Here is a 22659-nt window from a genome sequence, read left to right as displayed (position 1 = left end):
AGTGGTCGTGGTACAAACACTCCTCTTCGTTGGACTCCTGGTGGCAGTGTTCGTCGGGTTCAACATCGGTGGGTCGTCGACTGGGGTCGCGTTCGGCCCGGCCGTCGGGAGCAACGTGCTGGGAAAAGTCACCGCAGCAGCGTTGATGACGGGATTCGCACTCCTCGGTGGGTGGACGATTGGACGCGAAGTCGTCGCCAAAATGGGCGGTGAAATCGTCCCGCAGAGCGAGTTCACGCTCGCGGCCAGCGTCGCCGTCCTGTTCTTCGTTGGAATCGCACTCTTGGTCTCCAACACCTTCGGCGTTCCCGCATCGACCTCGATGACTGCCGTCGGTGCGATTGCCGGTCTCGGCCTCGCTCGTGGCTCTCTCAACTCCGACGTGATGCTCGAAATCATCTCGTGGTGGATCGTCGCCCCGGTCATCGCCTTCTGGATCTGTGCGGTCATCGGCCGCTACGTCTACCCATATCTCGACGCGTGGTTGAAACTCGACCAGAGTCCCGGCCCGCTCGTGACACTCGACCGGAGAGGGACCATCCCGCGCCCCCGACTCGGGCCGAATACGACCCACAAAGAACTCGGGAGCACGATTCTGGTCGTCGTCGTCGCCTGTTACATGGCGTTTTCGGCCGGTGCGTCGAACGTCGCTAACGCCGTCGCCCCGCTGGTCGGCAACGGGGCGGTCGGGATGAACGCGGGTATCCTCATCGCGTCCGGGGCGATTGGACTCGGTGCGTTCACCATCGCCCGCCGAACCCTCGACACCGTCGGCAACGACCTGACAGAACTCCCGATTCTCGCCGCGCTCATCGTCGAGGCCGTCAGTGCATCACTCATCTCGTTCCTGTCGGCAATCGGCATCCCGGCGAGTCTCGCCGTGAGCGCGACGATGTGTATCGTCGGTCTCGGCTGGGGTCGTGCGACGCGAACCGTCACCATCGGTGAAGCACTCGGTGGCGAGACGCCGCAGGTGTCGGTGAACGCACTCGCCGCAGAACGTGAGGACAAAGTCCCGAAGATCGGTGAGGAAGCACCGGACGAACTCTCCGCACACGACCTGTTCAACCCCGGAACGACTGGTCGCGTCATCTTCTTCTGGATGTTGACGCCGTCGCTGTCTGCGCTCGCCTCGTACGCACTGTTTTCTTCGAGTGTCTTCTGACGAAACTGCGCTGTCTTCGGGTTGCGATTGTATCTCGATTTATCATGTGCGACCTCACTATGCCGGCCGGTTTTTCACCGCACGGAACAGCAAAGTCTAATGGGGTGGCCTCCGAACCGCTTGTTGATGCCCACGGTAACTTACCTTAACTACGAAGCTGTTGACGACCAGGGATGGGACCTCGACGATGACGACCTCTTCGAGAAGGCCGCCGACGCTGGCTTCGACGATGAAGACTTCGGTGAACTCGAAGTCAATCAGGGCGAGTACATCCTCGAAGCCGCGGAAGCACAGGGCTACGACTGGCCCTTCAGCTGCCGCGCAGGTGCCTGTGCGAACTGTGCTGCCATCGTCAAGGAAGGCGACATCGAGATGGACATGCAGCAGATTCTCTCCGACGAGGAAGTCAACGACAAGAACGTTCGTCTGACCTGCATCGGTTCGCCAACTGCTGACGAGGTCAAGATCGTCTACAACGCGAAGCACCTCGACTACCTGCAGAACCGCGTCATCTAAGACGCCAACTCAACACTTTCTTTCGACGCTCGGGTGTGAGTGGATACGCTGTCCACACGGGTTCTTCTGCATCTCTCTCTCTCGAATAGATATAATATAACCTCTGAACGACATGTGTGTATGGCTAACAGGCCACCGTCGTACTGTCCATACTGTGGAACGAACCTATCGCCTGTCGACCCGCCAACCTCCCACTACTGCGATTCTTGCGAGGATTACGTCTTCTACAACCCGATACCCACTGCGCGTCTCGCGGTCATCGACGACGATTCGATACTCCTCGTGAAGGTTGACCTCCCCGACCGTGACCTGTGGGGAACGCCGGGTGGGATGGTCGAGGCCGGCGAGAACCCTGACGAGGCGGGTGCACGCGAACTCGAAGAAGAGACGACGCTCGTCGTCGACCCGGACGACCTCGTCCTGTTCGACGCTCGCACGTTCGCCAAATTTGGGACGACGCACAAAACGACCCTCGCCTACGCAGTCGATGTTGCGCACGTGAGTGGCACGCCGACCGCAGCCGACGAAGTTGCCGAAGCCAGATTTTGGACGCCTGAAGAACTTGATTCTGCGTCGGACCGGTTGCTCACCAGTTGGCCAGCGGCGTACAAGGACCTCGACTGGTGGGTGGAAAACGCACGCGCAGCAGTACAGAGAGCCTGATTGGTGGGTCGCTCCTCTTGCCGATACGTCGGGTGGCGAGTGAGAGAACGGTCTCCGACAGCCGACAGGGATTTGTCACCCTGAGCGGTGCGTCTTCATGTGTCCTCGTCTATCGACACCCTCCCCGACCAACTCGACGTTTCGATCCCACCCGAATCGCGCGAACTGGGCCGACTGAGTCTCTTTTTCGTCTGCATCACACTCACGACTGTCGGCGCGTACTGGGCCTCGCTCCGACTCCGCGGCGTTCCAGTCGTCGATGTACTCTCGTCTCCCGGCATCGCAGGACTCGCACTCCCAACGCTCGCGTACGCGAGATTCCGAGGTATCGACTTGTCGCCGACGCGTCCCCGACCAGCAGACGTTGGGACCACACTCGCTGTCGTCGCTCTGCCGCTCTTGGCGCTCGTCGCGACGACGATCGGGACACCGCTCGTCTTCGGCACGTCGTTCGCTGCGGCCGTCGGTTCGACGTACCATCCACAGGCGTCGTTCCTCACCGCACTCTCTCAGTGGGCCGAATCGACGATTCTCACCGGGGTTGGCTACGGGGTACTGACTGCGACCGTGTTCGAACTCCTGCGTAGTCGTGCGTCGATGCCCACGAAACACGCCGTCGTGTTCACGGCGGGACTGGGGGTGTTCTTCGATGGGATGCTTCGAGGCAGTGCGTACACGGTGGTCGTGTTTCCCAAACAGTGGCGACTCGCTCTCTTCGGCATCCTCCTCGTCTCCACAGTTGCAGGCGGTGTCAGTCTTGGACTCTTCTATCGAAGTGTCCTCGAACGCTCGATTCGTGTCCTCTACCGGCCGCTCTTCGTTCCTGTGTTCGCACTCGGCTTGATTCTCATCGTCGCGTTCGCCGCGCTCTTCGCGGACGTTCCCGATGGGTTCGAACACGTGTTGTGGGCGCTCGCGTTCGGGTCGGCGGCGTACGGATACGACCAAACGAAGTCGGTGGTCGTGCCAGTCGTCGTGCTATCGCTGTTCGGCCTCTCGGTGCCTGTCTCTCACTTCTTCGAACTCGCCGTCTTCTGACCCCAACCCAGTTTCTCGGTTGATACCCCTCAGTCATCAGGTCCAGACCCAGTGATTACCCGCTCGTGGATGTGGCCCTCGCGCGTACGGAGGTGACCGGGGCTTCGGTCGTTAGAGACGGCCAGTACTTCGGCGACGATACTGTGGGCTATCTGGTACGGCGACCCCCCACCGAGGTCGAGTCCGATGGGCGTGTAGAGCGTGGACAGCGCCTGACCGTCGAAGGTCGTCCCCTCTTCTTCGAACCGTTCGCGCATCTCCTCGAAGCGGTCGTGGGGACCCATCAGTCCGACGTACGGGACCGGCGAGCCGAGGAGCGTCTCGACCGTCAACCGGTCGTCGATGAAGTTGTGCGTCATGACGACTGCGTAGGTTCGCTCGTCGAGGCCGACCGCGTCGGCGACCGACCCTGGCGAGGTGGTTATCGTCTCGTCCGCATCCGGGAACCGCTCGTCGAGGTCGACCCCGCCGCGGAATCCAACGACCGTCACCCGGAAGTCGTTCTTCGCAGCCAACTCGGTGACCGGGCCGACGTCGTGACCCGTCCCGAAGACGACGAGGTTCGGCGGGGCCGCGAGGCCGTCTACGAACACGTTGAGTCGACGCCCCTCGTGTTCGAGTTCGACGACGCCCGCTCGTCCCCGCTCGGCGAGTGACTCGGCGCTCTCGGTCAATGCCGGCAGTGACGTGGGCCACTCGCTGGCTGGTTCGCCCTCGGCAGTCACGAAACTCCCCTCGTCCGGGTAGTAGTACGCTCGGTCTCCGGTTTCGAGCAGTCCGCTCTCTCCGCCGGTTTCGTCTGTCGGTTCGCCTCCGTCGAGGATAGTAAGTACAGCCACGTCTCGCCCGTTTGCGAACGCTTCGACGGCCGGACGATACGTCTCGGTCAACGGTTCCAGCAGTACGTCGATGACACCGTTACAGCCGACACCCAGGCCCCACACATCATCTTCGTCGTCCATCAAGTCGTAGGTGACGAGTTCCGGACGACCCTCCGTGCGGACCGACTTGGCGACCCGGCGCAGGTCGTCCTCCAGACAGCCGGCCGTGATGCTCCCGATGCCGTCGCCCCCGTCGTCGAGGAGCATCTTCGCACCGGGTCGTCGGTAGGCGTTCCCCGTTACGTCGACGATGGTCGCGAGAACGTCTGCTTCGCCCGCATCGAGTCGCTCGTGAACGCGCTGTACTACTTCGGTTTCCGGGACACTCCATCTGCTTCCTGTCATGGGTTCAATCTTCTCTGGCCCTCGTTCGAACGTCGCCGGAGCGACAGTCCGCTCGCGCTGGACCCGTCACGAACGGCATACACTTTCTGCACGCCGGCGTCGTGCAGGTCGGTCCCGCACCCGCCGGCGCGAATCGCTTCTCGGGCACGGTCGACATCGACCACTGACGCGCCAGCGACGACGTCGACACCGGCGTCGAAAAGCACCTCGGGAAGGAACGACGCGGTTGCGCCGACGACGACAACCGTCGCCGTAGCCGGTGCGGCGTCCAAATATCGCTCGACCCCGCCGTACAGAATCGCAGAACCAGTTACGAAAAGCACCTCGGCGTCGACGAGCGCCTTGCTCGCGTCTGCCTGTCGGTAGGTCGTGACCCGAACACCATCGGGTGCGGCCACGTCGCCGACTGCGTCGCGTTCGATGACGTGGACGTCCACGTTGTCGAACTTCCGGAACGCAGGGCGGAACAGCCCTACCGTCGCGATAGTCTCGACAGCCGAGTCGAGCAGCGCCATCGGGTCGCCGGCTATCCAGTCGATGTACGGAGCCGACAGCGCGTTGAGCGCCGCGACGGCGACGGAGAGCGAGACACGGTCGCCGGGTGTTTCGTGCCCCTCCACCGGTGCCGACGTCGCCCACTCGAGCAGCGTCGCCACGTCGAGACCGTCCGTCGATGGCGCGGGTCCAGACGGGCGATGGGCGAGACCGACAGTTTCCCCGCCGGTCGAACTCCCCTCGGTTTGGGACGCGTCTGTCACCCCGGACAGTTCGACCATCACCGCCCTGTTGCCGATAGTCACGCTTTCGACGGTCGCTCGAGTCGGCGCACCGAGCGTCCGGAGTCGGTCGACGACAGCGGGAAGGAGCGGGTCGGTCATCGTGTCCCCCCGCCGTCGCTCGCGCCGACCGTCGTGCTCGACGCGGTGTCGTCTCGGTCGCGGTTCCGCCGCGGGTCGTACTCGTACCCGATTGGGCCGGCGGTCCCACGGTGTTCGAGTTGTCGTGCGGCCTCGTCGAGGTCTGCCGGCGTCGCGAAACCGAACAGGCCGTCGACGTACGGGAGACACGTCGCCATCCCCCTCGACCGCGGTTCGTAGGCTGGCGACACCGCGAGGGGGTTGAGCCAGACGAGCGCGTTCGCCTGCCGAGAGAGCCACGTCACAGCACGCTGGAGCGTCTCTTGGTCACCCACGTCGAGACCGTCGCTGACGACGACGACGACGGTTCGCCGGTCGATAGCGTAGGGATACTCTCGTCGGAGCGTCTCGAACGCGTGACCGATGCGCGTGCCACCACCCCAGTCGATTTCGGCGGCACGGAGCGCGGCTGCGGGGTCACCCTTCGCTCGTGTGAACTGGTCAGTCGCATCGACGAGGTCGGTGTCGAACAGGAACACCGACCCGTTCCGGGCGCTCGTCTGGACCGCCTCGGCGAACGCGAGTAGCGCCCCTCGGTCGATGGTGTCGAGTACGGAGCCACTGACGTCGACGAGGAGACAACACTGGAGTTCGCTGTCGGCCGACTCGCGGGCCGGCAGGCGAATCGGCGTTCCGCCGGTGGCGAGACTCGAACGGAGTGCACGGCGAGCATCGACGTGTCTCCCGTGTTCGGTTCTGTGGCTTCGACGGCCGGGAATCGTCGCCAGCGCGTCGATGAATCTGTCGATGGCCGCCCGGTCGCGTTTGGAGAGTGTCTGCGTGTCGTCGTCGACCGCTTCGCGCCCGCCGACGGCGCTGTATTGCCGTGCGTTGCCGTCGTCAGGTTCGGTCGATGCAGGTCGCTCGCCTGTCGCGTGCTGCATACCCGTCGAAATGCGAACATCGACCCGACCCGGGTCGTCGCCAGCGCCCATCTCGGGTGCCTCGGCTCCGGCGATAGTTTCCTGGGAGTCGGTGCCGTCCGTTTCTTCCTGCAATTGCGCCACCGAACCGGTTCCGCCAGTGTCGTCCGTCTCGTCTCCGGAGGGCGAGAGGCCGCCCTCGTCGGTGGCGATTCGGTCGAGTCCCGTGCGTAGCCGGTGCCAGAACGTTGGAAACGCCTCGTTGAACGCGTCGTCGTCGCCGGCATCGGAGAGGAGCGTCGTTCGGAGCGCGTCAGCCACGACCTCACGGTCAGAGAGGCCGATTACTGCGAGTGCCTTCGCACCGTCGAGACTGCCGTTTGCCGGGACAGACACACCTGCGTTTCGGAGAGTGCGTGTGAAACGGATCAACTCCGTCACGACGTGGCGTCGTGCGAGTCGAAAGTCGGGGACGTTCTGCCAGCCACGTTGCTGGTTCTGCCCCGCGGAGTTCCCGTCGAAGAAGTCACGACCGGGGGTCATCGGGAATCTCCGCGGTTCGGTCGCTCGCCCCGGCGGCGGCGTCGTGTAGCCGTTCGAGTAGTTCGGCGTCGACCCGCTCTACGTCTTCGACTTCCTTGAGCAGACAACCGATGGTCCGCTCGATTTCGACGGCCGAAATGGACGCAGAGCCTGCTTCGTCTCCTGAATCGGCCCGCAGGGTTGCGACTGCTCGCGCCCAGTCGAGTGTCTCGGCGACGCCCGGCCGCTTGAGGAACGATTCCTCCCGGAGGCGTTCGACGATGGCGCATACTTCGGCCGCGACGACTCCGTCGAGTTCGGGGACTTTGCGGGTGACTATCTCGTACTCCGTCTCGAACGACGGCGGTTCGACGTGCAAGTACAGACAGCGTCGTTTGAGTGCGTCGCTCAGTGCTCTCGTGCGGTTCGAAGTCAGGATGACGATTGGCGGGTGGTCGGCCGTGACGGTGCCGAGTTCGGGAATCGACACCTGGAAGTCCGAGAGCAGTTCCAACAGGAACGCTTCGAACTCCTCGTCGGCACGGTCTATCTCGTCGATGAGTAGCACCGGTGGTCGGTCGTCGCCGGCGGTGAGGACCCGCAGGAGCGGGCGCTCGAGCAGGTACGCTTCGCTGAACACCGACTCCGATGGCGCGTTCGCACCATCGGACGCTGGTGCGCCCTCCGACGTATCCGCGCTGACGCGTGCCTCGTCTGACTGAACTGCGAGAAGTTGCTTCGTGTAGTTCCACTCGTACAGGGCGTTCTCGACGGTCAATCCCTCGTAACACTGGAGGCGAATCAACTCGGTGTCGAACGCCTCGGCGAGTACTTTCCCGAGTTCCGTCTTCCCGCTTCCGGGCAGTCCCTCCGCGAGGAGTGGTCGCCCCATCCGAAGCGCGAGATAGACGGTGGTGACGACGCGGTCGGTCGCAACGTAGTCCAGTCGGTCGAATCGCTCACGCAACTCCGACTCGGAGAGATCGGCGAACGGCGCGGGTACGTTCGAGGACTCGGACTGCTCTCTCGTCATCGTGAATGCGCGGGTTGTCCCTCGTCCGCGTCGAGGTACTCGTCCGGGTCGTTGCTGAAGGAGTCCGCACAGCCCTGACAGCAGAAGTAGTAGGTCTCTCCCTCGTGACTGACGCTCGGTGCGCCGTCTGGGTCGACCGTCATCCCGCAGACAGGGTCGACGTGCGGGCCGGCGCTCGCGTCGGTGGAGTCTGCGGTCTTCGCTCCGCCGTCACTTCCGGAACAGCAAGACCCGGTCTCGACATCGCCTGGCGAGTCGGCAGTGGCAGCGCGGTCCGAGTCGCCGACCGACTCGCTAACCGCCCCCATCGACGACCGAACGTCGACCAGTTCGGCGAGCACGCTGACTGCGATTTCGGCCCCCGTGTGGGCACCGATGTCGACGCCGGCGGGGTTCGTAATCGCCTCTCGAACCGAATTCGGGTCGGTCTCGAGGAGTCCGGCAGCACGCTCGACGACTTCCGTCGCGCGCACGCTGCTCGCCACGAGACCGATGTACGGCGCGTCGGCGATGACGCCGGCGGCGACACCGCGAGCGTCGTACTTGCCCATCGAGGCGACGAGGACGAGCGGCTCCGACCCGACCTCCGCGGCGATTGTGCCGGGGTCGAGCGTAGAAAGGACCGTCGTGGAGTCGTCTGCTGCCTGCCAGTCGCTCGCCCCGTCGGGAGCGACGACGGTGACTGCCATGTCGAGTTCGGGGGCGAATCTGGCGAGCGAGCGTGCGACGGGTGAGTCGCCGACGACGAGGAGTCGCGTCGCTGGAATCACCGGTTCGACGAACACCTCGAGCGTCCCTTCACTGTGGCACGTCATCGGGAACGCGTCCAGTCCGGGGCGTGCAACGTCCTCTGGGTCGGGCGCGAGGCCGAGCAGCCGTGGCTTCCCGTCAGCGATCGCTGCTTGCGCTTCGCGAATCACCGTCGATTGCGCACAGGACGCGCCGCCGACCCAACCGACGAGGTCACCCGCTGAGGTAACGACTGCGCGGTCGCCGACGTTCGCCGAGACCGGCGGCTTGCGCCGGACGACCGTCGCCCGAGCGTATGGTTCGCCGCGTTCGGTTAGCAGGCGTTCGCGCTCGGCGAGGTCGTCGGTGGCGTCCGCGTCGTGGTGTCCATCGTGGCCGTCGTGTGCTGTTCCGTCTGTCATGTATCGTTAGTCGTCTGCTGTCTCGCCGCTTCCCGCCGCTTCGAACTCGAAGTCGAGGTGGTCGGCCGGGTCGATGGCGAGGCCCGCTTCGTCGAGTTTCTCCCAGACTCTGTCTGGCGTCATCGGCATCTCGATGTGGCTGATGCCGGCGTGCGACATCGCGTCGACGACGGCGTTGACGATGGCCGGTGGCGACCCGACGGTCGGCGATTCGCCGACGCCCTTCGCACCGATGGGATGGTGTGGCGACGGCGTGACGGTGTATCCCGTCTCGAATTCGGGGATCTCCATCGACGTGGGAAGGAGGTAGTTCATGAAGTCGCCACCAGTGACGTTGCCGTTGTCGTCGTAGGTGACGTGTTCCATCATCGCCGTCCCGATACCCTGGGCGAGTCCGCCGTGGATTTGCCCTTCGATGATCATGGGGTTGATGCGGTTCCCACAGTCGTCGACGGCGACGAATTTCTCGAACTCGACTTCACCGGTCTCTCGGTCGACTTCGACGATGACGATGTACGAACCGAACGGGTACGTCATCTCCGGCGGGTCGTAGTAATCCACGGCTTCGAGGCCGGGTTCTTCGCCCGCGGGGTGGTTCATGTACGCACCGGCGGCGATTTCGGTAATCGTGACCGACCGCTCCGGTGCGCCGACGACGTGGAACTCGCCGCTCTGGCGGTCCCACGTCACGTCGTCCTCGCTCGCTTCGAGTTCGTTCGCGGCGATGGTCTTTGCCTTCTCGCGGACCTTCCGGGCGGCAACCGCTGCCGCCGCGCCCGCGACCGGCGTACTCCGCGACCCGTAGGTACCGAGCCCGTACGGGTCGTTGTCGGTGTCGCCGTGTTCGACCGTGATATCTTCGACGTCCATGCCGAGTTCTTCGGCGACGATTTGGGCGAACGTGGTCTCGTGACCCTGTCCTTGCGTCTGGACGCCGACTCTGACCACGGCACTTCCGGTCGGGTTGACCCGAATCTCGGCGGAGTCGAACATTTCGACGCCCGCGATGTCACAGGTCTTGCCGGGTCCGGCCCCGACGATTTCGGTAAACGAGGAGATGCCGATACCGAGCAGTTTGTCGGCATCCTCGTCGATACGGCGCTGTTGTTCTTCGCGGTAGGCGTCGTAGTCGGCCATCTCCAGTGCGAGGTCGAGCGCTTTCTCGTAGTCGCCGGAGTCGTAGTTCCATCCGGTCGGACTCTCGTAGGGGAACTTCTCCGCCGGGATGAAGTTCTTCCGTCGAATCTCCGCCGGGTCCATCCCGAGTTCGTCGGCGAGCACCTTCACCATCCGCTCGATGAGATAGACGGCTTCGGTGACCCGGAACGAACAGCGATAGGCGACCCCGCCTGGTGCGGTGTTCGTGTAGGCCGCCGTCAACGACCCGTAGGCCGTCTCGATGTCGTACGACCCGGTGAAGATGTTGAAGAACCCCGCCGGGAAGTTCGATGGCTGGGCGACGGCGTTGTACGCGCCGTGGTTCGCCAGCACGTCGGTTCTGACCGCGAGAATCTCGCCATCTTCGGTCGCCGCGATTTCGCCCGTCATGTCGTAGTCGCGGGCGAACCCGGTCGTCTGGATGTTCTCCGAGCGCTCCTCGACCCACTTCACCGGCTTTTCGAGGACGACCGACGCCGCCGCAGCGACGACGTAGCCGGGGTAGATGGGCACCTTGTTGCCGAATCCACCGCCCACGTCGGGGCTGATGATGCGAATCTTGTGTTCGGGGATGCCCGCCACCATCGAGAACAGCGTCCGGTGGATGTGCGGCGCCTGCGAGGTCATGTGCACCGTCAGTTTGTCCTTGCCGGGGTCGTAGTCGCCGACCGCTCCACACGTCTCGATTGGTGCGGGGTGGAGTCGCTGGTAGAGCATCTGCTCTTTGACCGTCACGTCGGCTTCGTCGAACACCTTCGCGGTGGCCTCCTCGTCGCCTGTCTCCCAGTCGAGACAGTGGTTGTCTTCTTTCCCTTCGATGTCGTCGCGGATGAGTGGCGCGTCGTCTTCGAGCGCCTTCTTCGGATCGACGACCGGGTCGAGAACGTCGTAGTCGACGACGACCTTCTGCGCGCCGTCCTTCGCGGTGTAGCGGTCGGTCGCGATGACCGCGGCGACCTCCTGGGACTGGAACTTCACCTTGTCGTTGACGAGCACGTCCTGCGTGTCCGACATCAACGTCGGCATCGTCGCGAGGCCGTGTTCGAGCAGGTCGTCTGCGGTGAGCACGGCGACGACGCCGTCAACGTCTAACGCTCGGGATTTGTCGATGTTCTCGATGCGGGCGTGGGCGTGCGGACTGCGGACGATTTCGCAGTGGAGCATCCCCGGTTTCTTGATGTCGTCGACGTAGTTGCCGCGACCGGTGATGAACCGCTGGTCTTCCTTGCGTTTGACCTCCTCGCCCATCCCGCCGCGGCCGTGGCCACAGAACGTCTCCGGGTCGGGTCCGCCGTCTTCCGAGTGGACGTACGGTCGCTCGTCGCTGCTCATCGGACGTCACCTCCCGTGTCGGAGACGTGTTCGCGGTCGGTCGATGGGCCGCCGCAGCAGTTCTCGACGCCGCAGGTGAACTCGGTGTCGGCCGTGCTGGGCGCGTCGCTCGCGTCGACGCCACCGTCGGCGGCGGCGACCTCGGAGAGTTTCTCCGACGCGTACTCGACCGATTTGACGATGTTCTGGTAGCCGGTACAGCGACAGAGGTTGCCGCTGATGGCCTCGCGAATCTCGCCTTCGCTCGGGTTCGGGTTGTCGTCGAGCAGTGCCTTCCCGGACATGAGCATGCCGGGCGTGCAGTACCCACACTGGAGGCCGTGTTCCTCGCGGAAGCCCTCCTGTAACGGGTGGAGTCCGCCGGCCGCCTCGGGGAGTTCTTCCATTCCTTCGACGGTGAGGAGTTCGCTTCCGTCGGCTTGCGTGGCGAACATCAGACAGGATTTGATGGGTTCGCCGTCCTTCACGACGGTACACGCGCCGCAGTTTCCGGTGTCGCACCCGATGTGCGTCCCGGTCATGTCCAGTTCTTCCCTGATGGCGTGGACCAGGAGTTGGCGCGGTTCGACTTCTACCGTGTGCTCGGTTCCGTTGACCGTGAGCGTAATCTCTCGTGTGATTGTCATTGTTTCACCTTTCGTTTCACCGCGCCAGTACGTTCGACCGCGTCGGCGAGCGCCCGCTGGGTGAGGACGCTCACCATCCGCTCTTTGTACGCGACGCCGCCGTGTTCGTCGGCCTCGGGGTTCGACTGTTCTGCCGCCAGCTCGCCGGCGCGCTTGAACAGTTCGCTCCCCGGACGTTCACCTTCGAGGTGTTCTTCGGCGTCGGTCGCCCGGACGTTTGTGATGTCGACGGCGGTGAGACCGATGTTGGCCTTCTCGATGACGCCGTCGTCGTCGAGGATGAGCCGCACGGCCGACCCGACCATCGCGTAGTCACCGACCTTGCGTTTCAGTTTGTGGTAGGCACTCCCCTCGTTCGCGGCCGGAACCGGGACGCGAAGTTCGGTGAGCAGTTCGTTCTCATCGAGCGTCGTGTCGTACGGTAACAGGAAGAACTCGTCCGCTGGGATGGTCCGTTCGCCGTCGGGGCCGTGGGCGACGACTTCGCCCTCGTGGGCGAGGAGGACGCTCCCCCAGTCACCTTTCGGGTCTGCCTGTGCGACCGACCCGGCGACCGTCCCGCGATTTCGAATCTGCGGGTCAGCGACGAGCGGGGCCGCGTCGGCGAAACTGCCGTACTTCTCGGCGATGAGGTCGGAGTGTTCCACGTCTGCGTGGCGCACGAGCGCGCCGAGTTTGAGCCACCCGTCCTCCTCTCCGAAGTTGTCGAGTCCCTCGACGCGGTTGATGTCGATGATGGTCTCCGGCACTGCGAGTCGGAATCGAAGCATCGGAACCATACTCTGGCCGCCGGCGAGAATCGCCCGGTCGTCCAGACTTTCGAGCAGGCTCACCGCCTCCTTGACTGTCGTCGGTTCGTGCTGCTCGAACGGTGCGGGCTTCATAGCAACCCTCGGATTCGGTCTGTGATACTCGAATCCGTCTCCTCGTTGACTTCGGTCATCTGGCGCTCGATATCTTTGAAGAAGTTGCCGACGATTTTGTTCGCCACAGGGTTGATGACGCGTGACCCGAGTTGGGCGATGCGACCCGAGATGTCGGCCTCGGTCCACCATTCGATACGTGACCCGTCGCCGTTCTCGAGTGGGTTAATCTCCATCCCCGACTCCATGCTGAAGCTGCTGCCGCTCGCGCTTCCCCCGCCCGTTGCGGTCATGATGAAGTCGTCTTCGTCGCGCTCTTGGATGGTCACGGTCGTCTCGAAGCGTGGCTTGACGCTCCCGACGCCGATTTGCATCAGTGCGGCGTACTCCTGTCCCTCTTTGAACGCGCGCGCCGCGACGACTTCGGGGTCCGCCTCGGGGAGTGTCTCGACATCCTCCTCCGGCTCGTAGTCGTCGAAGCTAAACTCGTCGGTCTTCGGCGTGATGTACTTACAGCCTTTCAACGAGTTTCGTACCGCGATAGGGTCTGACAGTACGACCCACGCTTTCTCCGGTGGGACGCTCTCGAGTTCGAACTCGCCGTTGAACTCCATCAGTGCCACCCGCCTTCGAGCTTCGTTGGTCGGTCACTGTCCGTTGTCATCTTTTATAACCCCGCACTATGTGCATACTATTACCTCGTCATCTTTCATAGTACACCGTGACAATAAGTGTTCGGTGGTATGTTATCACTGCTCACGAGGTAATCCAATCCAATGAGTAACGTAAAATCGCATGAATGCGACGACCTCATCCCGGTCTCGGACGCAATCAGGCGAACTCGCTCGCTCCGCGACGTTCAGCTGTCCCGACTCGGGACCGAACGTGTCTCGCTCGACAATCTCGTCGGTCGGACGGTCGCAGAAGTGGTCGCTGCTCCCGTCGACCTCCCAGAGTATAGTTTCGCGACGATGGACGGATTCGCGTTCGACGCGTCCGACTCGTATCCGTTCGAAGTCGTCGACACCGGCGTGTTTCCGGAGGACGAACCACCCGCGCTCGCCTCCGGGACGGCGACCCGTATTGCGACCGGTGCACCACTCCCGCCATCGGCGAACGCCGTCCTCAAACGCGAAGAGGCCGTCGTCGAAGACGGTCGTCTCACCGGACCCGACATCGAACCCGGGACGTACGTGTACGAACGTGGGAGCAACGTCTCCGCGGGAGAAGAACTGTTCGCCGTCGGCGACCGCCTCGGTGCCAAAGACGCGCTACTGCTCGGCGACCTCGGTATCGAGGAGGTTCGCGTCCACGAACGCTTCTCCGTCGGGCTGCTGGCGACCGGCACGGAGATTCACGAGGGCCGCCTCGCCGACCTCGACTCGCCGATGCTCGCCGGCCTGATCCGGTCGTGGGGCCACGAGGCGACGTACGAGGGGTCCGTCCCCGACACCCACGACCGTGTCAAACGTCGAATCGCGGACCTCGCCCGAGAGTACGACGTCGTCGTCACCACCGGGGGGACGAGCGTCGGCGACAAAGACTACGTCGTCCGGGCACTCGCCGACCTCGGAGACGTGCTGTTCCACCGCGTCCAACTGCGGCCGGGCAAACCCATCGCTGTGGCTCGACTCCCCGACCACGATGCGGTTGCATTTGCCATCCCCGGCAAGCCAGTCGGCGCACACCTCGTGACGGCGCTCGTCGCTCGCCCGTTCTTCACCGGTGAGACGTCGCTCCCGACGGTCACTGCGCGAATGGCGCGCGATGTCGACGTTGCCCCACCCGGGTTCACCTACGGGATTCCGGTGACCGTCGAGGATGGAGTCGCGATGCCGCTCGGCCACGTCGATTCGGCGCTCTCGGTGTACGACGAGACGTTCAATCCGAGCGTCCTCTCGTCAAGTACCCGTGCGAGCGCGGCAGACGGGGTAGTACTCACGGAGGACCCGGTCGCGGCCGACGAACAGGTCTCTGTCGTCCCGTACTCGGTACTGGAACGATGACAGGAAAACGCCCGGAAGGAGGGCCGGGTACGCCGGTCGATTCCCGAGACCTACCGCTCGTTCGGGGCGTTACTCCTGACGCTGCATCCGATTCCGACTCGATGGGCGACTCACCAACCGTGGTTGGCGTCTTGCTCGCCGCCGGGACGAGCAGTCGATTTGGTGACCAAAACAAGTTGCTGGCGACGGTCGACCGGGACCCCGTCGTCCGTCACGCCGCCCAGACGCTCGTCGACAGCGGCGTCGACGCCGTCGTCGTCGTCCTCGGGTACGAAGCCGACCGTGTGCGCGAGGCTCTCGACGGTCTCCCTGTCGAAATCGCCGTCAACGACGCTTACGACACGGGACAGGCATCGTCTCTTCGGACGGGAATCGAAGCGGTCCGGGACCGATACCCCGACGCAGATGCTGTCGTCGTCGCACTCGGCGACATGCCGTTTGTCGCCTCTGAGACGGTCGACGCGCTCCGTGTCGCGTACGAGACCGGCGCTGGTGACGCACTCGCCGCGGCGTTCGAGGGTACCAGAGGAAACCCGGTCCTCTTCGACGCACGTCACTTCGACGCCCTGCTCGACACCGAGGGTGACAGAGGCGGGCGGGAGATTCTTCTCGACGGCGAGAGGAGCGCGCTCGTCGACGTCGCCGACGCTGGAATTCGGCGCGACATCGACGCCCCAGACGACATCTGAGTGCGACACGCCGAACCTGGGTCGTCGTCACCGACCCTTTCTCGAATGCCTACGCTGTCTCGAATGCTTACGCTGAATCGAGTTTCTTGACCAGAATCTGTCCGTCCTCGACGTGCCACTCGACTCGGTCGCCGGCACCGACATCGAGGAAATTCCGCACTGGTTTCGGTATCGTCGTCAGGTTCTTCTCGGATATCTTCGTGTCCGTAAGACGTCCCATAGTCACTGAGTACCCGCGTAGTTCACTCATAGTTTACGCTATGAAAAGACGATGACAGAGATGGGGCCGTCGGACGTTAGTTGGCCGACTTCCAGCGATGGGCACCGCCGTTCGAGGCTTTCGAGAAGTCGAGGTTGTATCGGTCGGATTCGATGAGGACGGGACCAGGGACGTAGGTGTCTTCTTTCGACTCGACTGGTCTGATGAGATTTCGTTCGGCCATCGTCGAGAGTACGTTTTGCACCGTTCGCTCGTGGCCGGGCTCGAGGTTTGCTTCTTCCATCACGCCCTCGATGGTTATCGTTCCTCGGAGGAACGCCAGCCTGATGGCCGACACCCAGGCTGGCTCTCGCTTCGTCTCCCGGCACATGTCACCTCTTTCTGCAGTGGACGCGGTTATATAGCTTCTGGAGGAGAACCTGTGTTGGCGGTATTGTGGGTTTGCCATGCCGTGACACCGTCTACTTTCACGATTGATATCCATCCCGAACACCTAACTCCCCTGCCCCCAGTCTGCGGGTATGTTCGGTATCGGGACGCTCCCTGACCTCCTCCGACTGGTCGTCGTACCCGTCCTCGCGTGGACTGCGTGGCGCGACATTCGCACGCGACGCGTCCCCAACGTCGTCTGGTATCCGCTGGCGGCGCTGGGACTCGTCTTGCTCGCGTGGGAACTGCTCGGCCACCTGCCAGTCGAGACAGTGTTCGACCGCCTCTATCTCATCCGCGTCGGCGTGAGCGTCTTCTTCGTCGTCCCGCTTTCGTACCTCTTCTGGCGACTCGGTGGCTTCGGTGGTGCCGACGCCAAGGCGCTCATGGTGTTCGCCATCCTGTTGCCGACGTTCCCGAGTTACACCCTCGGCGAACTGGTGTTCCCCCTCGAACAGACGGCGCTCGGCGTCTTCTCGATGACCATCCTGACGAACACCGTTATCGTCGGCCTCGCGTACCCCCTGTTGCTCGCCGTCCGCAACCTCACCGCAGGCGAGTTCGAGTTCCCCCTCTCGTTCGTCGGCCGGCGCGTGTCGGTCCCGTCGCTTTCGACCACGCACGGCCGTCTCTTCGAGTCGCCCGACGGTATCACGCGAAACGGCCTGGATATCGACGCGCTTCGAATGTACCTTCGCTGGCGTGGCATCACGCTCTCTGACCTCCGCGAGACCCCCGACACGTTCCGTGACCCCGAGAGCATCGACGAGACGTTCGACCCGACTGACGGTGCAGTCCATCGAACGGTGCGTACTGATGGGGGAGTCACTGAAGCCGAACAGTCGCCGGATGCAGACGCTGACCCCGAGACCGACTTCGACGACCCGTGGGGTGCGGCGGCGTTCCTCGAGTCGATCGAGGGCTCTGCGTACGGGACGACACCCGAGAAACTCCGTGGTGGGCTCGACCTCGTGACGACTCGCGAGTCTGTCTGGATTTCGCCGGGAATTCCGTTCATCGTCCCGATGTTCGTCGGACTGGTCGTCGCGTTCGTCTACGGCGACATCCTCTTCGGCGTGCTGGGCGCGCTCGGAATCGCCTGATGTCACGCGTCCACGACGCACAAGAGATAACCCCCGTGACCTCGTCGCCCGAACTATGACGGTCGATGTCGACTTCGGGGACGACGGACTCGTCCCCGCCGTGGCGCAGGATGCGGAATCTGGGGAGGTGCTCATGCTGGCGTACGTCTCGCCGGAGGCGCTCGAACGGACTATCGAGACGGGCCGAGCACACTACTACTCGCGCAGTCGCGACGAACTCTGGGAGAAAGGTGCATCGAGCGGCCACACACAGGAGATACGAGAAGTGCGCGTCGATTGTGACGCCGATACGTTACTCTACCTCGTCGACCAGAACGTCGGCGCGTGCCACACCGGCCATCGGTCGTGTTTCTACCGGACCATCGACGGCGAGAACGTCGGTGAACGCGTCTTCGACCCGGCCGCCGTCTACGACGACCAGTAACCGAACGAGAGACAGCGAGGAGCAATGGTAAACGCAATCACCGTCGTGGCAGTCGTCGTGGGCCTCGGGTGTTTCGCACTCGGTGCCCGACTCCTCAAGAGCGCCGCCGCCGCCCGTCGAGTCGCCCGCTCAGACGACCCGGAGTTCGTCCTCGACTCGACACGGGAGGACCCGCCGGAGGACGCCATCGACGCTTCCGACCTCGAACGCGGGTTCATGCTCCTCGTCTTCGGGGCACTCGCACTGATTTTCGCCGCGATTAGTTTCTGAGTTGCGTGCTCGCAGCGATTAGTTTCTGTGTGACCTCCTCGCGGCGATTACGCGTCGAGTGAGCGAGCCATGATGAGTGCGGGATAGCTGTCGTCTCCGACGTCCGTCTCGATTCGGTCGATGACGGTGAACCCTCGTGCGAGGTAGAACTGTTTGCCACCGTCGTTGTCTGCGAACGTCTCAAGGACGAGACGGTCGTATCGTGACGGAATTGCCCCTGTGACCTCGTCGAGCAGTGCCGACCCGATTCCGTCACCCCAGCGAGTCGGGTCGACATAGATGACCCACAGATCAGCGTCGTCGTCACCGACGAACGACTTCGTCTCGTCACCCCATCGTGTGGCGGCGAACCCCACGACACCAGTCTCTCCATCTGGTGCCGATTCGTCCACGGCGACGACGTATCTCCCCGAGTCGGTTTCGTTGAGCATGTTCACATACTCGAATCGCTGACGAAGTTCGTGGTCGTCGGGGCCGGCGTCTGGGTCCGGCAGGGCGTCGTCAGGGAAGATGTGGCCGTAGGCATCGAGCCAACACCGAACGTTCACGTCCCAGACGGCTCGCATCTCCGCGAGCGAAGACGGGGGTCTGATGGCGATGGCACTGTCCATGGATGAAGGTCCCACCCCCGCCTGAAAATGGTTCCCTGCGTACAGAACTAGCCCCGCTACAGGTCGGCGATTGCAGCGCGGAGGGCGTCTTCGGCGTCTTCAGCCAGTTCGGTCGCCCGGGCTTCGTCGCGACCCTCGGCGTAGATGCGGACTTTGGGCTCTGTCCCCGACGGGCGGACGAGTACCCACGCGTCGCCGTAGTCGAGGCGGTAGCCGTCGGTCGTGTTCGGCGTCGCGTCGGCGTTCGCGGCGTACTCGTCGGCGGCGTTTAGCATGGCCGTCAACTCCGCTTCGTCGCTATACTCGATGTTGATGCGGACGTTGTAGTACTCTTGATAGGGCGCGACAACCTCGCTCGCGGGGCGTTCGGCGACGAGTTCGAGGAACTTTCCCGCGATGTAGGCCCCGTCGCGGACGAGTCGATAGTTCGGGAAGAAGATGCCCCCGTTGCCCTCGCCGGCGATGGGGACGTTCTCGCCTGCCCGCCAGAGTTCGCGGATTCTCGTGATGAGGTTCGTCGCTCCGATAGGGGTGAGTTCGAGTTCGGCACCCACGTCGTCGCAGACGTCCACGAGTCGCTGGGAGACGTTCACCGCAGAGACGGTGTAGTCGCCCGGTTCGAGGAAGGCAGCAGAGAGTGCGGCGAGCGATGCTTCGCCGGAGATGGTCTGGCCGTGTTCGTCGACGAAGATGGCCCGGTCTGCGTCGCCGTCGTGTGCGATACCGATGTCGGCGCCGGTGGCACGAACGAGTCGTTCGAGGTCACCGAGGTTCTCGGGGACGGGTTCGGATTCTCGGCCGGGGAAGTGGCCGTCTGGCTGGGCGTTGACCGTGCGGACCTCACAGCCGAGTTCGCGCAAGAGGTCGGGGGTGACGAGCGACCCAGCGCCGTGGCCGGGGTCGAGTGCGACGGTGAGGTTCGCGGCGGCGATGGCCTCGCGGTCCACGTTCGCGAGCAGTTCCTCGCGGTAGTCGTCGTTCACCGTCTCGACCGATCGACAACTGCCGACTTCGTCCCACGCCGCGACGTCGAACTCTTCGGTGAGAATGTGGTCTTCGATGCGCTCTAACTCCTCGACAGAGAGTTCGATACCGTCGTCGCCGACGAGTTTGACGCCATTGAACTCGGGTGGGTTGTGCGAGGCGGTGATGACGACGCCCGGGATGGACTCACTCTCACAGTATCGGACGGCGGCGGGTGTCGGAACCACACCGAGGTCGTCTACGTCCACGCCGACGCTCGCGAGACCGGACGCGGCGGCGTTGACGAACATCTCTCCTGTGGTTCGTGTATCGCGGGCGATGGCGACGCGGTCGGCGGTCCAGACCGTCCCGGCGGCCTTGGCGACGCGGAGGACGAACTCCGGGGTGAGGCTCTCACCCACCACACCGCGCGTCCCGCTGGAACCGAAGAGTTTCATTGGGTATGTCTGTTACCCGGCGCGACAAAGCCGTTCCGAACTGTTGTTTTCCGAGTGACGCACCGTCCCCCCGCTGGCGTCGCCGCATTCGGTGCGTTTAGGGCCGTCGCTCGCAGACGATGTCGTATGTTCCCGGAGTTCGAAGTCATCCCCGCCGTCGATATGCAAGACGGTGAAGTCGTCCAACTCGTTCAGGGTGAACGCGGTACCGAGAAGACCTACGGCGACCCGGTCGAGGCCGCCCAGCGCTGGGTCGACGCTGGTGCGAAGACACTCCACCTCGTCGACCTCGATGGCGCATTCGAAGGCGAGCGAAAGAACGCACCGGCGGTCGATGCCGTGCTCGATGCAGTGGACGTTCCGGTCCAACTCGGCGGCGGCATTCGCACTGCCGACGGCGCTCGTGACCTCCTCGACCGTGGTCTGGACCGCGTCATCCTCGGAACTGCAGCCGTCGAAAACCCCGATATCGTCTCCGAACTTGCGGCGGACTACCCAGATGGTGTGATGGTCAGCCTCGACGCGAAAGACGGCGAAGTCGTCGTCTCCGGCTGGACCGAAGGAACCGGCCTCGACCCCGCTGAGGCCGCTGCTCGATACGAAGAACTCGGTGCTGCAGCGATTCTCTTCACTGACGTCGATGTCGAAGGGCAACTCGAAGGCGTCCACCTCGAAACCACGTCTCGTGTCGTCGACGCGGTCGATATCCCCGTCGTCGCCTCCGGTGGCGTCGCCTCACTTGACGATATCGCGGCGCTTCGTGACGCGGGTGCGGCCGCGACTGTCGTCGGCACGGCACTCTACGAAGGGCGGTTCACGCTCGAAGAAGCGATGGACGCCTGAGTCGGAGCGCGAGGCTACTCGCGGCCCGAACGAGAGACGTGCTCCACCCACGTCATCTGTTGTTCTGAGTACCTTCTGCGAGTGCTGTCGCTCCCACCGCCAGCGACACGAGTGCGAGACCGAGTGCGACGGCAACCTCTGATTGTGCGGTCAACAGGAGTCCCCCAACACAGATGGTGTATCCGGCCACCAGCGCTCCCTTACGATGCATACCTCACAGTATCCGTCGGAAGATATGAAGTTCTCGGCAGACAGGTGTCTGACGCGGCCACAACGCTAATATGGCTGGTTTGAACTTGGTGAGACGACCAAGAAACCGTCCGTCCTCTGGTCCTACTTACGACGAGTCTGTCTCACGCGACGGTTCTGTGTGGTCTGTCAACCCTGAAACCGAATCTTGGACCCACGACTCACTGGACACCGGAACCGAATCAGCTCCAGCGTCTGATTCGCGGTGTTCGTCCACGTCGGTGTGGTTGTCGCCATGGATGATTGGGGGGTCGTAGACGTACAGGTAGCCGCTGTGAATCACGTAGTACGTCCCGTCGTGAGGGTCTTCGAGAACGCTGTTGTTGGTGTCGATAGCGAAGTCGACGAGATCCCCGAGTGACGCGGCTTCGGCCATCGGCAGGTCGAACGCCGACGAGGGCAGTTCGATGCGGTTTATCCACTCGTCGAAGTCTGAGCGAGACTCTCGGTACGCGAGGTACTCGCGCTCAGAGGCTGTCGGTTCGAGCGACCCGGTCTGCTTTTTCACGACGATGACGCCGAGTGCAGTGAGCGACAGGACGAACAGAATCGCCGATAGCGTTCCCATCAGCGGGTCTGGTTCGTTCGGGACGACAACCTGCTGGGTCGCGACGTACTCTTCGGTCATCTCGCCAGGGTTGCTTACGGTGTAGACGCTCCCCACACCGACTGGGAGAGTGTACACCTCTGTTTTGTCGACTGCTTCGCCGTTGGCGGTTCCGGAGATGTCGACAGTGACACGGACGAACGACTGGGTGGTTCCAATCGTTCCGCCGAGTTCTTCTTCGATCTCGCTGCTCTTGTTGGCGAGTTCGTTCACGTCGACCGAAAAGTGTGTGTTGATGGTTTCACCGGGGGCGAGACGCGTTTCCTCTGGGTCGTCTATCGTTCGACTGATTTGCCAGTAGGGCGATTCGGCGCTTCCAGTCTGGTCGCGCTTCACCGACTGCAAGACGAGCTCTGACCGGGTATCGACGACGAGGTCACCGCTCTCACTGGCGGTGTACCCGTAGACGAACACTCCGTCTAGTACCGGCGTGATTGCGCTAAAGTACGCCGGGCGGTCTTCGAGCGCCGTTCCCACGTCGTAGACTGAGTTCGGCTTCGAAACAGTCGCCGCGTGCTCGAACTCCGCGGTCGTCGCCCACGATGCCCCTCGACGTTCTTCGACATGCGTTCCCGGGTTAACGTACGATATGTACCCGGTGTACGCCCCGACTGACGCGAGTACCAGGAGAACGATGACCACCACGACGAAATAGTCTGCAACCACCCCCTGTATCCGAATATTCCTGTCCGTCATTTGAAACAGATTGACCTG

25 protein-coding genes are annotated in these 22659 nt (G+C 63.4%); 10 read left to right on the top strand and 15 right to left on the bottom strand.

Features of this window, described 5'->3' with window-relative positions; all coding sequences use genetic code 11:
- Positions 1–46: 46 nt before the first annotated feature.
- The 4 genes from ACK3SC_RS00395 to ACK3SC_RS00380 all read left to right on the top strand — a co-directional run bounded on the left by ACK3SC_RS00395 (position 47) and on the right by ACK3SC_RS00380 (position 3382).
- Positions 47–1165 (top strand): anion permease, encoded by a 1119-nt coding sequence (locus ACK3SC_RS00395; RefSeq protein ID WP_416839909.1) that lies wholly within the window; start codon positions 47–49, stop codon positions 1163–1165.
- A 126-nt stretch (positions 1166–1291) separates the two neighbouring features.
- Positions 1292–1681 carry a ferredoxin Fer gene (fer, locus tag ACK3SC_RS00390; RefSeq protein ID WP_416838157.1) on the top strand — a complete coding sequence of 130 codons (390 nt, stop codon included), beginning with the start codon at positions 1292–1294 and terminating at the stop codon, positions 1679–1681.
- Between the two features lie 120 nt (positions 1682–1801).
- Entirely contained in the window at positions 1802–2344 is a 543-nt protein-coding gene (locus ACK3SC_RS00385) for an NUDIX domain-containing protein (protein WP_416838156.1), read from the top strand.
- Positions 2345–2443: 99 nt separating this feature from the next.
- The gene (locus tag ACK3SC_RS00380; protein ID WP_416838155.1) at positions 2444–3382 is read left to right on the top strand and encodes a hypothetical protein; all 939 of its coding nucleotides are present in this window, start codon (positions 2444–2446) and stop codon (positions 3380–3382) included.
- 29 nt (positions 3383–3411) lie between these two features.
- Here the strand turns inward: ACK3SC_RS00380 and ACK3SC_RS00375 are convergent, their stop codons facing one another.
- Genes ACK3SC_RS00375 through ACK3SC_RS00335 form a run of 9 tightly spaced genes read right to left on the bottom strand, consistent with a single transcriptional unit; the run spans position 3412 to position 13687 of the window.
- Positions 3412–4608 (bottom strand): XdhC family protein, encoded by a 1197-nt coding sequence (locus ACK3SC_RS00375; RefSeq protein WP_416838154.1) that lies wholly within the window; start codon positions 4606–4608, stop codon positions 3412–3414.
- The gene (locus tag ACK3SC_RS00370; protein WP_416838153.1) at positions 4605–5486 is read right to left on the bottom strand and encodes a Rossmann-like domain-containing protein; all 882 of its coding nucleotides are present in this window, start codon (positions 5484–5486) and stop codon (positions 4605–4607) included. The genes ACK3SC_RS00375 and ACK3SC_RS00370 overlap by 4 nt, the downstream gene beginning before the upstream one ends.
- Positions 5483–6931 carry a vWA domain-containing protein gene (locus ACK3SC_RS00365; protein ID WP_416838152.1) on the bottom strand — a complete coding sequence of 483 codons (1449 nt, stop codon included), beginning with the start codon at positions 6929–6931 and terminating at the stop codon, positions 5483–5485. Before ACK3SC_RS00365 ends, ACK3SC_RS00370 begins: the two co-directional genes overlap by 4 nt.
- The gene (locus ACK3SC_RS00360; RefSeq protein ID WP_416838151.1) at positions 6915–7943 is read right to left on the bottom strand and encodes an AAA family ATPase; all 1029 of its coding nucleotides are present in this window, start codon (positions 7941–7943) and stop codon (positions 6915–6917) included. Before ACK3SC_RS00360 ends, ACK3SC_RS00365 begins: the two co-directional genes overlap by 17 nt.
- Complete coding sequence (locus ACK3SC_RS00355; RefSeq protein ID WP_416838150.1) at positions 7940–9094, bottom strand: XdhC family protein; 1155 nt, start codon at positions 9092–9094, stop codon at positions 7940–7942. The genes ACK3SC_RS00360 and ACK3SC_RS00355 overlap by 4 nt, the downstream gene beginning before the upstream one ends.
- A gap of 6 nt (positions 9095–9100) precedes the next feature.
- On the bottom strand, positions 9101–11584 hold the full coding sequence (locus ACK3SC_RS00350; protein WP_416838149.1) for an aerobic carbon-monoxide dehydrogenase large subunit: 2484 nt from the start codon (positions 11582–11584) through the stop codon (positions 9101–9103).
- Positions 11581–12210, bottom strand: coding sequence for a (2Fe-2S)-binding protein (locus ACK3SC_RS00345; protein WP_416838147.1), 630 nt, complete (start codon positions 12208–12210; stop codon positions 11581–11583). Before ACK3SC_RS00345 ends, ACK3SC_RS00350 begins: the two co-directional genes overlap by 4 nt.
- Positions 12207–13094: an FAD binding domain-containing protein gene (locus tag ACK3SC_RS00340; RefSeq protein ID WP_416838145.1), complete on the bottom strand. Its 888-nt coding sequence runs from the start codon at positions 13092–13094 to the stop codon at positions 12207–12209. Before ACK3SC_RS00340 ends, ACK3SC_RS00345 begins: the two co-directional genes overlap by 4 nt.
- Positions 13091–13687, bottom strand: coding sequence for a CoxG family protein (locus ACK3SC_RS00335; RefSeq protein WP_416838144.1), 597 nt, complete (start codon positions 13685–13687; stop codon positions 13091–13093). The genes ACK3SC_RS00340 and ACK3SC_RS00335 overlap by 4 nt, the downstream gene beginning before the upstream one ends.
- A 162-nt stretch (positions 13688–13849) precedes the next feature.
- Here ACK3SC_RS00335 and ACK3SC_RS00330 point away from each other — a divergent pair, with 162 nt between their 5' ends.
- Together ACK3SC_RS00330 and ACK3SC_RS00325 are read left to right on the top strand one after the other, a co-directional pair.
- Entirely contained in the window at positions 13850–15079 is a 1230-nt protein-coding gene (locus ACK3SC_RS00330; protein WP_416838143.1) for a molybdopterin molybdotransferase MoeA, read from the top strand.
- Positions 15076–15768 carry a nucleotidyltransferase family protein gene (locus ACK3SC_RS00325; protein ID WP_416838141.1) on the top strand — a complete coding sequence of 231 codons (693 nt, stop codon included), beginning with the start codon at positions 15076–15078 and terminating at the stop codon, positions 15766–15768. Before ACK3SC_RS00330 ends, ACK3SC_RS00325 begins: the two co-directional genes overlap by 4 nt.
- A gap of 67 nt (positions 15769–15835) precedes the next feature.
- On the opposite strand, the gene ACK3SC_RS00320 is transcribed toward ACK3SC_RS00325, so the two are convergent.
- Positions 15836–15988, bottom strand: a complete 153-nt coding sequence (locus ACK3SC_RS00320) for an AbrB/MazE/SpoVT family DNA-binding domain-containing protein (RefSeq protein ID WP_416838139.1) — start codon at positions 15986–15988, stop codon at positions 15836–15838.
- A gap of 76 nt (positions 15989–16064) precedes the next feature.
- Positions 16065–16358, bottom strand: a complete 294-nt coding sequence (locus tag ACK3SC_RS00315) for a hypothetical protein (protein ID WP_416838137.1) — start codon at positions 16356–16358, stop codon at positions 16065–16067.
- A 151-nt stretch (positions 16359–16509) separates the two neighbouring features.
- Between ACK3SC_RS00315 and ACK3SC_RS00310 the strand changes: the two genes are divergently transcribed.
- From ACK3SC_RS00310 to ACK3SC_RS00300, 3 genes are read left to right on the top strand one after another with little or no spacing between them, the layout of a single operon-like run.
- Positions 16510–17520, top strand: coding sequence for a prepilin peptidase (locus ACK3SC_RS00310; protein WP_416838136.1), 1011 nt, complete (start codon positions 16510–16512; stop codon positions 17518–17520).
- Between the two features lie 55 nt (positions 17521–17575).
- The gene (hisI, locus tag ACK3SC_RS00305) at positions 17576–17944 is read left to right on the top strand and encodes a phosphoribosyl-AMP cyclohydrolase (protein WP_416838135.1); all 369 of its coding nucleotides are present in this window, start codon (positions 17576–17578) and stop codon (positions 17942–17944) included.
- A 24-nt stretch (positions 17945–17968) separates the two neighbouring features.
- Positions 17969–18214, top strand: coding sequence for a hypothetical protein (locus ACK3SC_RS00300; protein WP_416838133.1), 246 nt, complete (start codon positions 17969–17971; stop codon positions 18212–18214).
- A 47-nt stretch (positions 18215–18261) separates the two neighbouring features.
- On the opposite strand, the gene ACK3SC_RS00295 is transcribed toward ACK3SC_RS00300, so the two are convergent.
- Positions 18262–18825 carry a GNAT family N-acetyltransferase gene (locus ACK3SC_RS00295; protein ID WP_416838132.1) on the bottom strand — a complete coding sequence of 188 codons (564 nt, stop codon included), beginning with the start codon at positions 18823–18825 and terminating at the stop codon, positions 18262–18264.
- Between the two features lie 56 nt (positions 18826–18881).
- Positions 18882–20246 (bottom strand): phosphoglucosamine mutase, encoded by a 1365-nt coding sequence (glmM, locus tag ACK3SC_RS00290; protein ID WP_416838131.1) that lies wholly within the window; start codon positions 20244–20246, stop codon positions 18882–18884.
- Between the two features lie 126 nt (positions 20247–20372).
- Between glmM and hisA the strand changes: the two genes are divergently transcribed.
- A complete protein-coding gene (hisA, locus tag ACK3SC_RS00285; RefSeq protein ID WP_416838130.1) occupies positions 20373–21089 on the top strand; it encodes a 1-(5-phosphoribosyl)-5-[(5-phosphoribosylamino)methylideneamino]imidazole-4-carboxamide isomerase in 717 nt (238 codons plus the stop codon).
- A gap of 52 nt (positions 21090–21141) precedes the next feature.
- On the opposite strand, the gene ACK3SC_RS00280 is transcribed toward hisA, so the two are convergent.
- Together ACK3SC_RS00280 and ACK3SC_RS00275 are read right to left on the bottom strand one after the other, a co-directional pair.
- The gene (locus tag ACK3SC_RS00280; protein ID WP_416838129.1) at positions 21142–21300 is read right to left on the bottom strand and encodes a hypothetical protein; all 159 of its coding nucleotides are present in this window, start codon (positions 21298–21300) and stop codon (positions 21142–21144) included.
- Between the two features lie 126 nt (positions 21301–21426).
- On the bottom strand, positions 21427–22641 hold the full coding sequence (locus tag ACK3SC_RS00275; protein ID WP_416838128.1) for a DUF5305 domain-containing protein: 1215 nt from the start codon (positions 22639–22641) through the stop codon (positions 21427–21429).
- Positions 22642–22659: the final 18 nt, after the last annotated feature.

Origin of the sequence: Haloferax sp. DFSO52 (assembly GCF_048158745.1) — an archaeon.
GTDB lineage: Archaea > Halobacteriota > Halobacteria > Halobacteriales > Haloferacaceae > Haloferax.
This window is presented reverse-complemented; position numbering and strand designations above follow the sequence as displayed.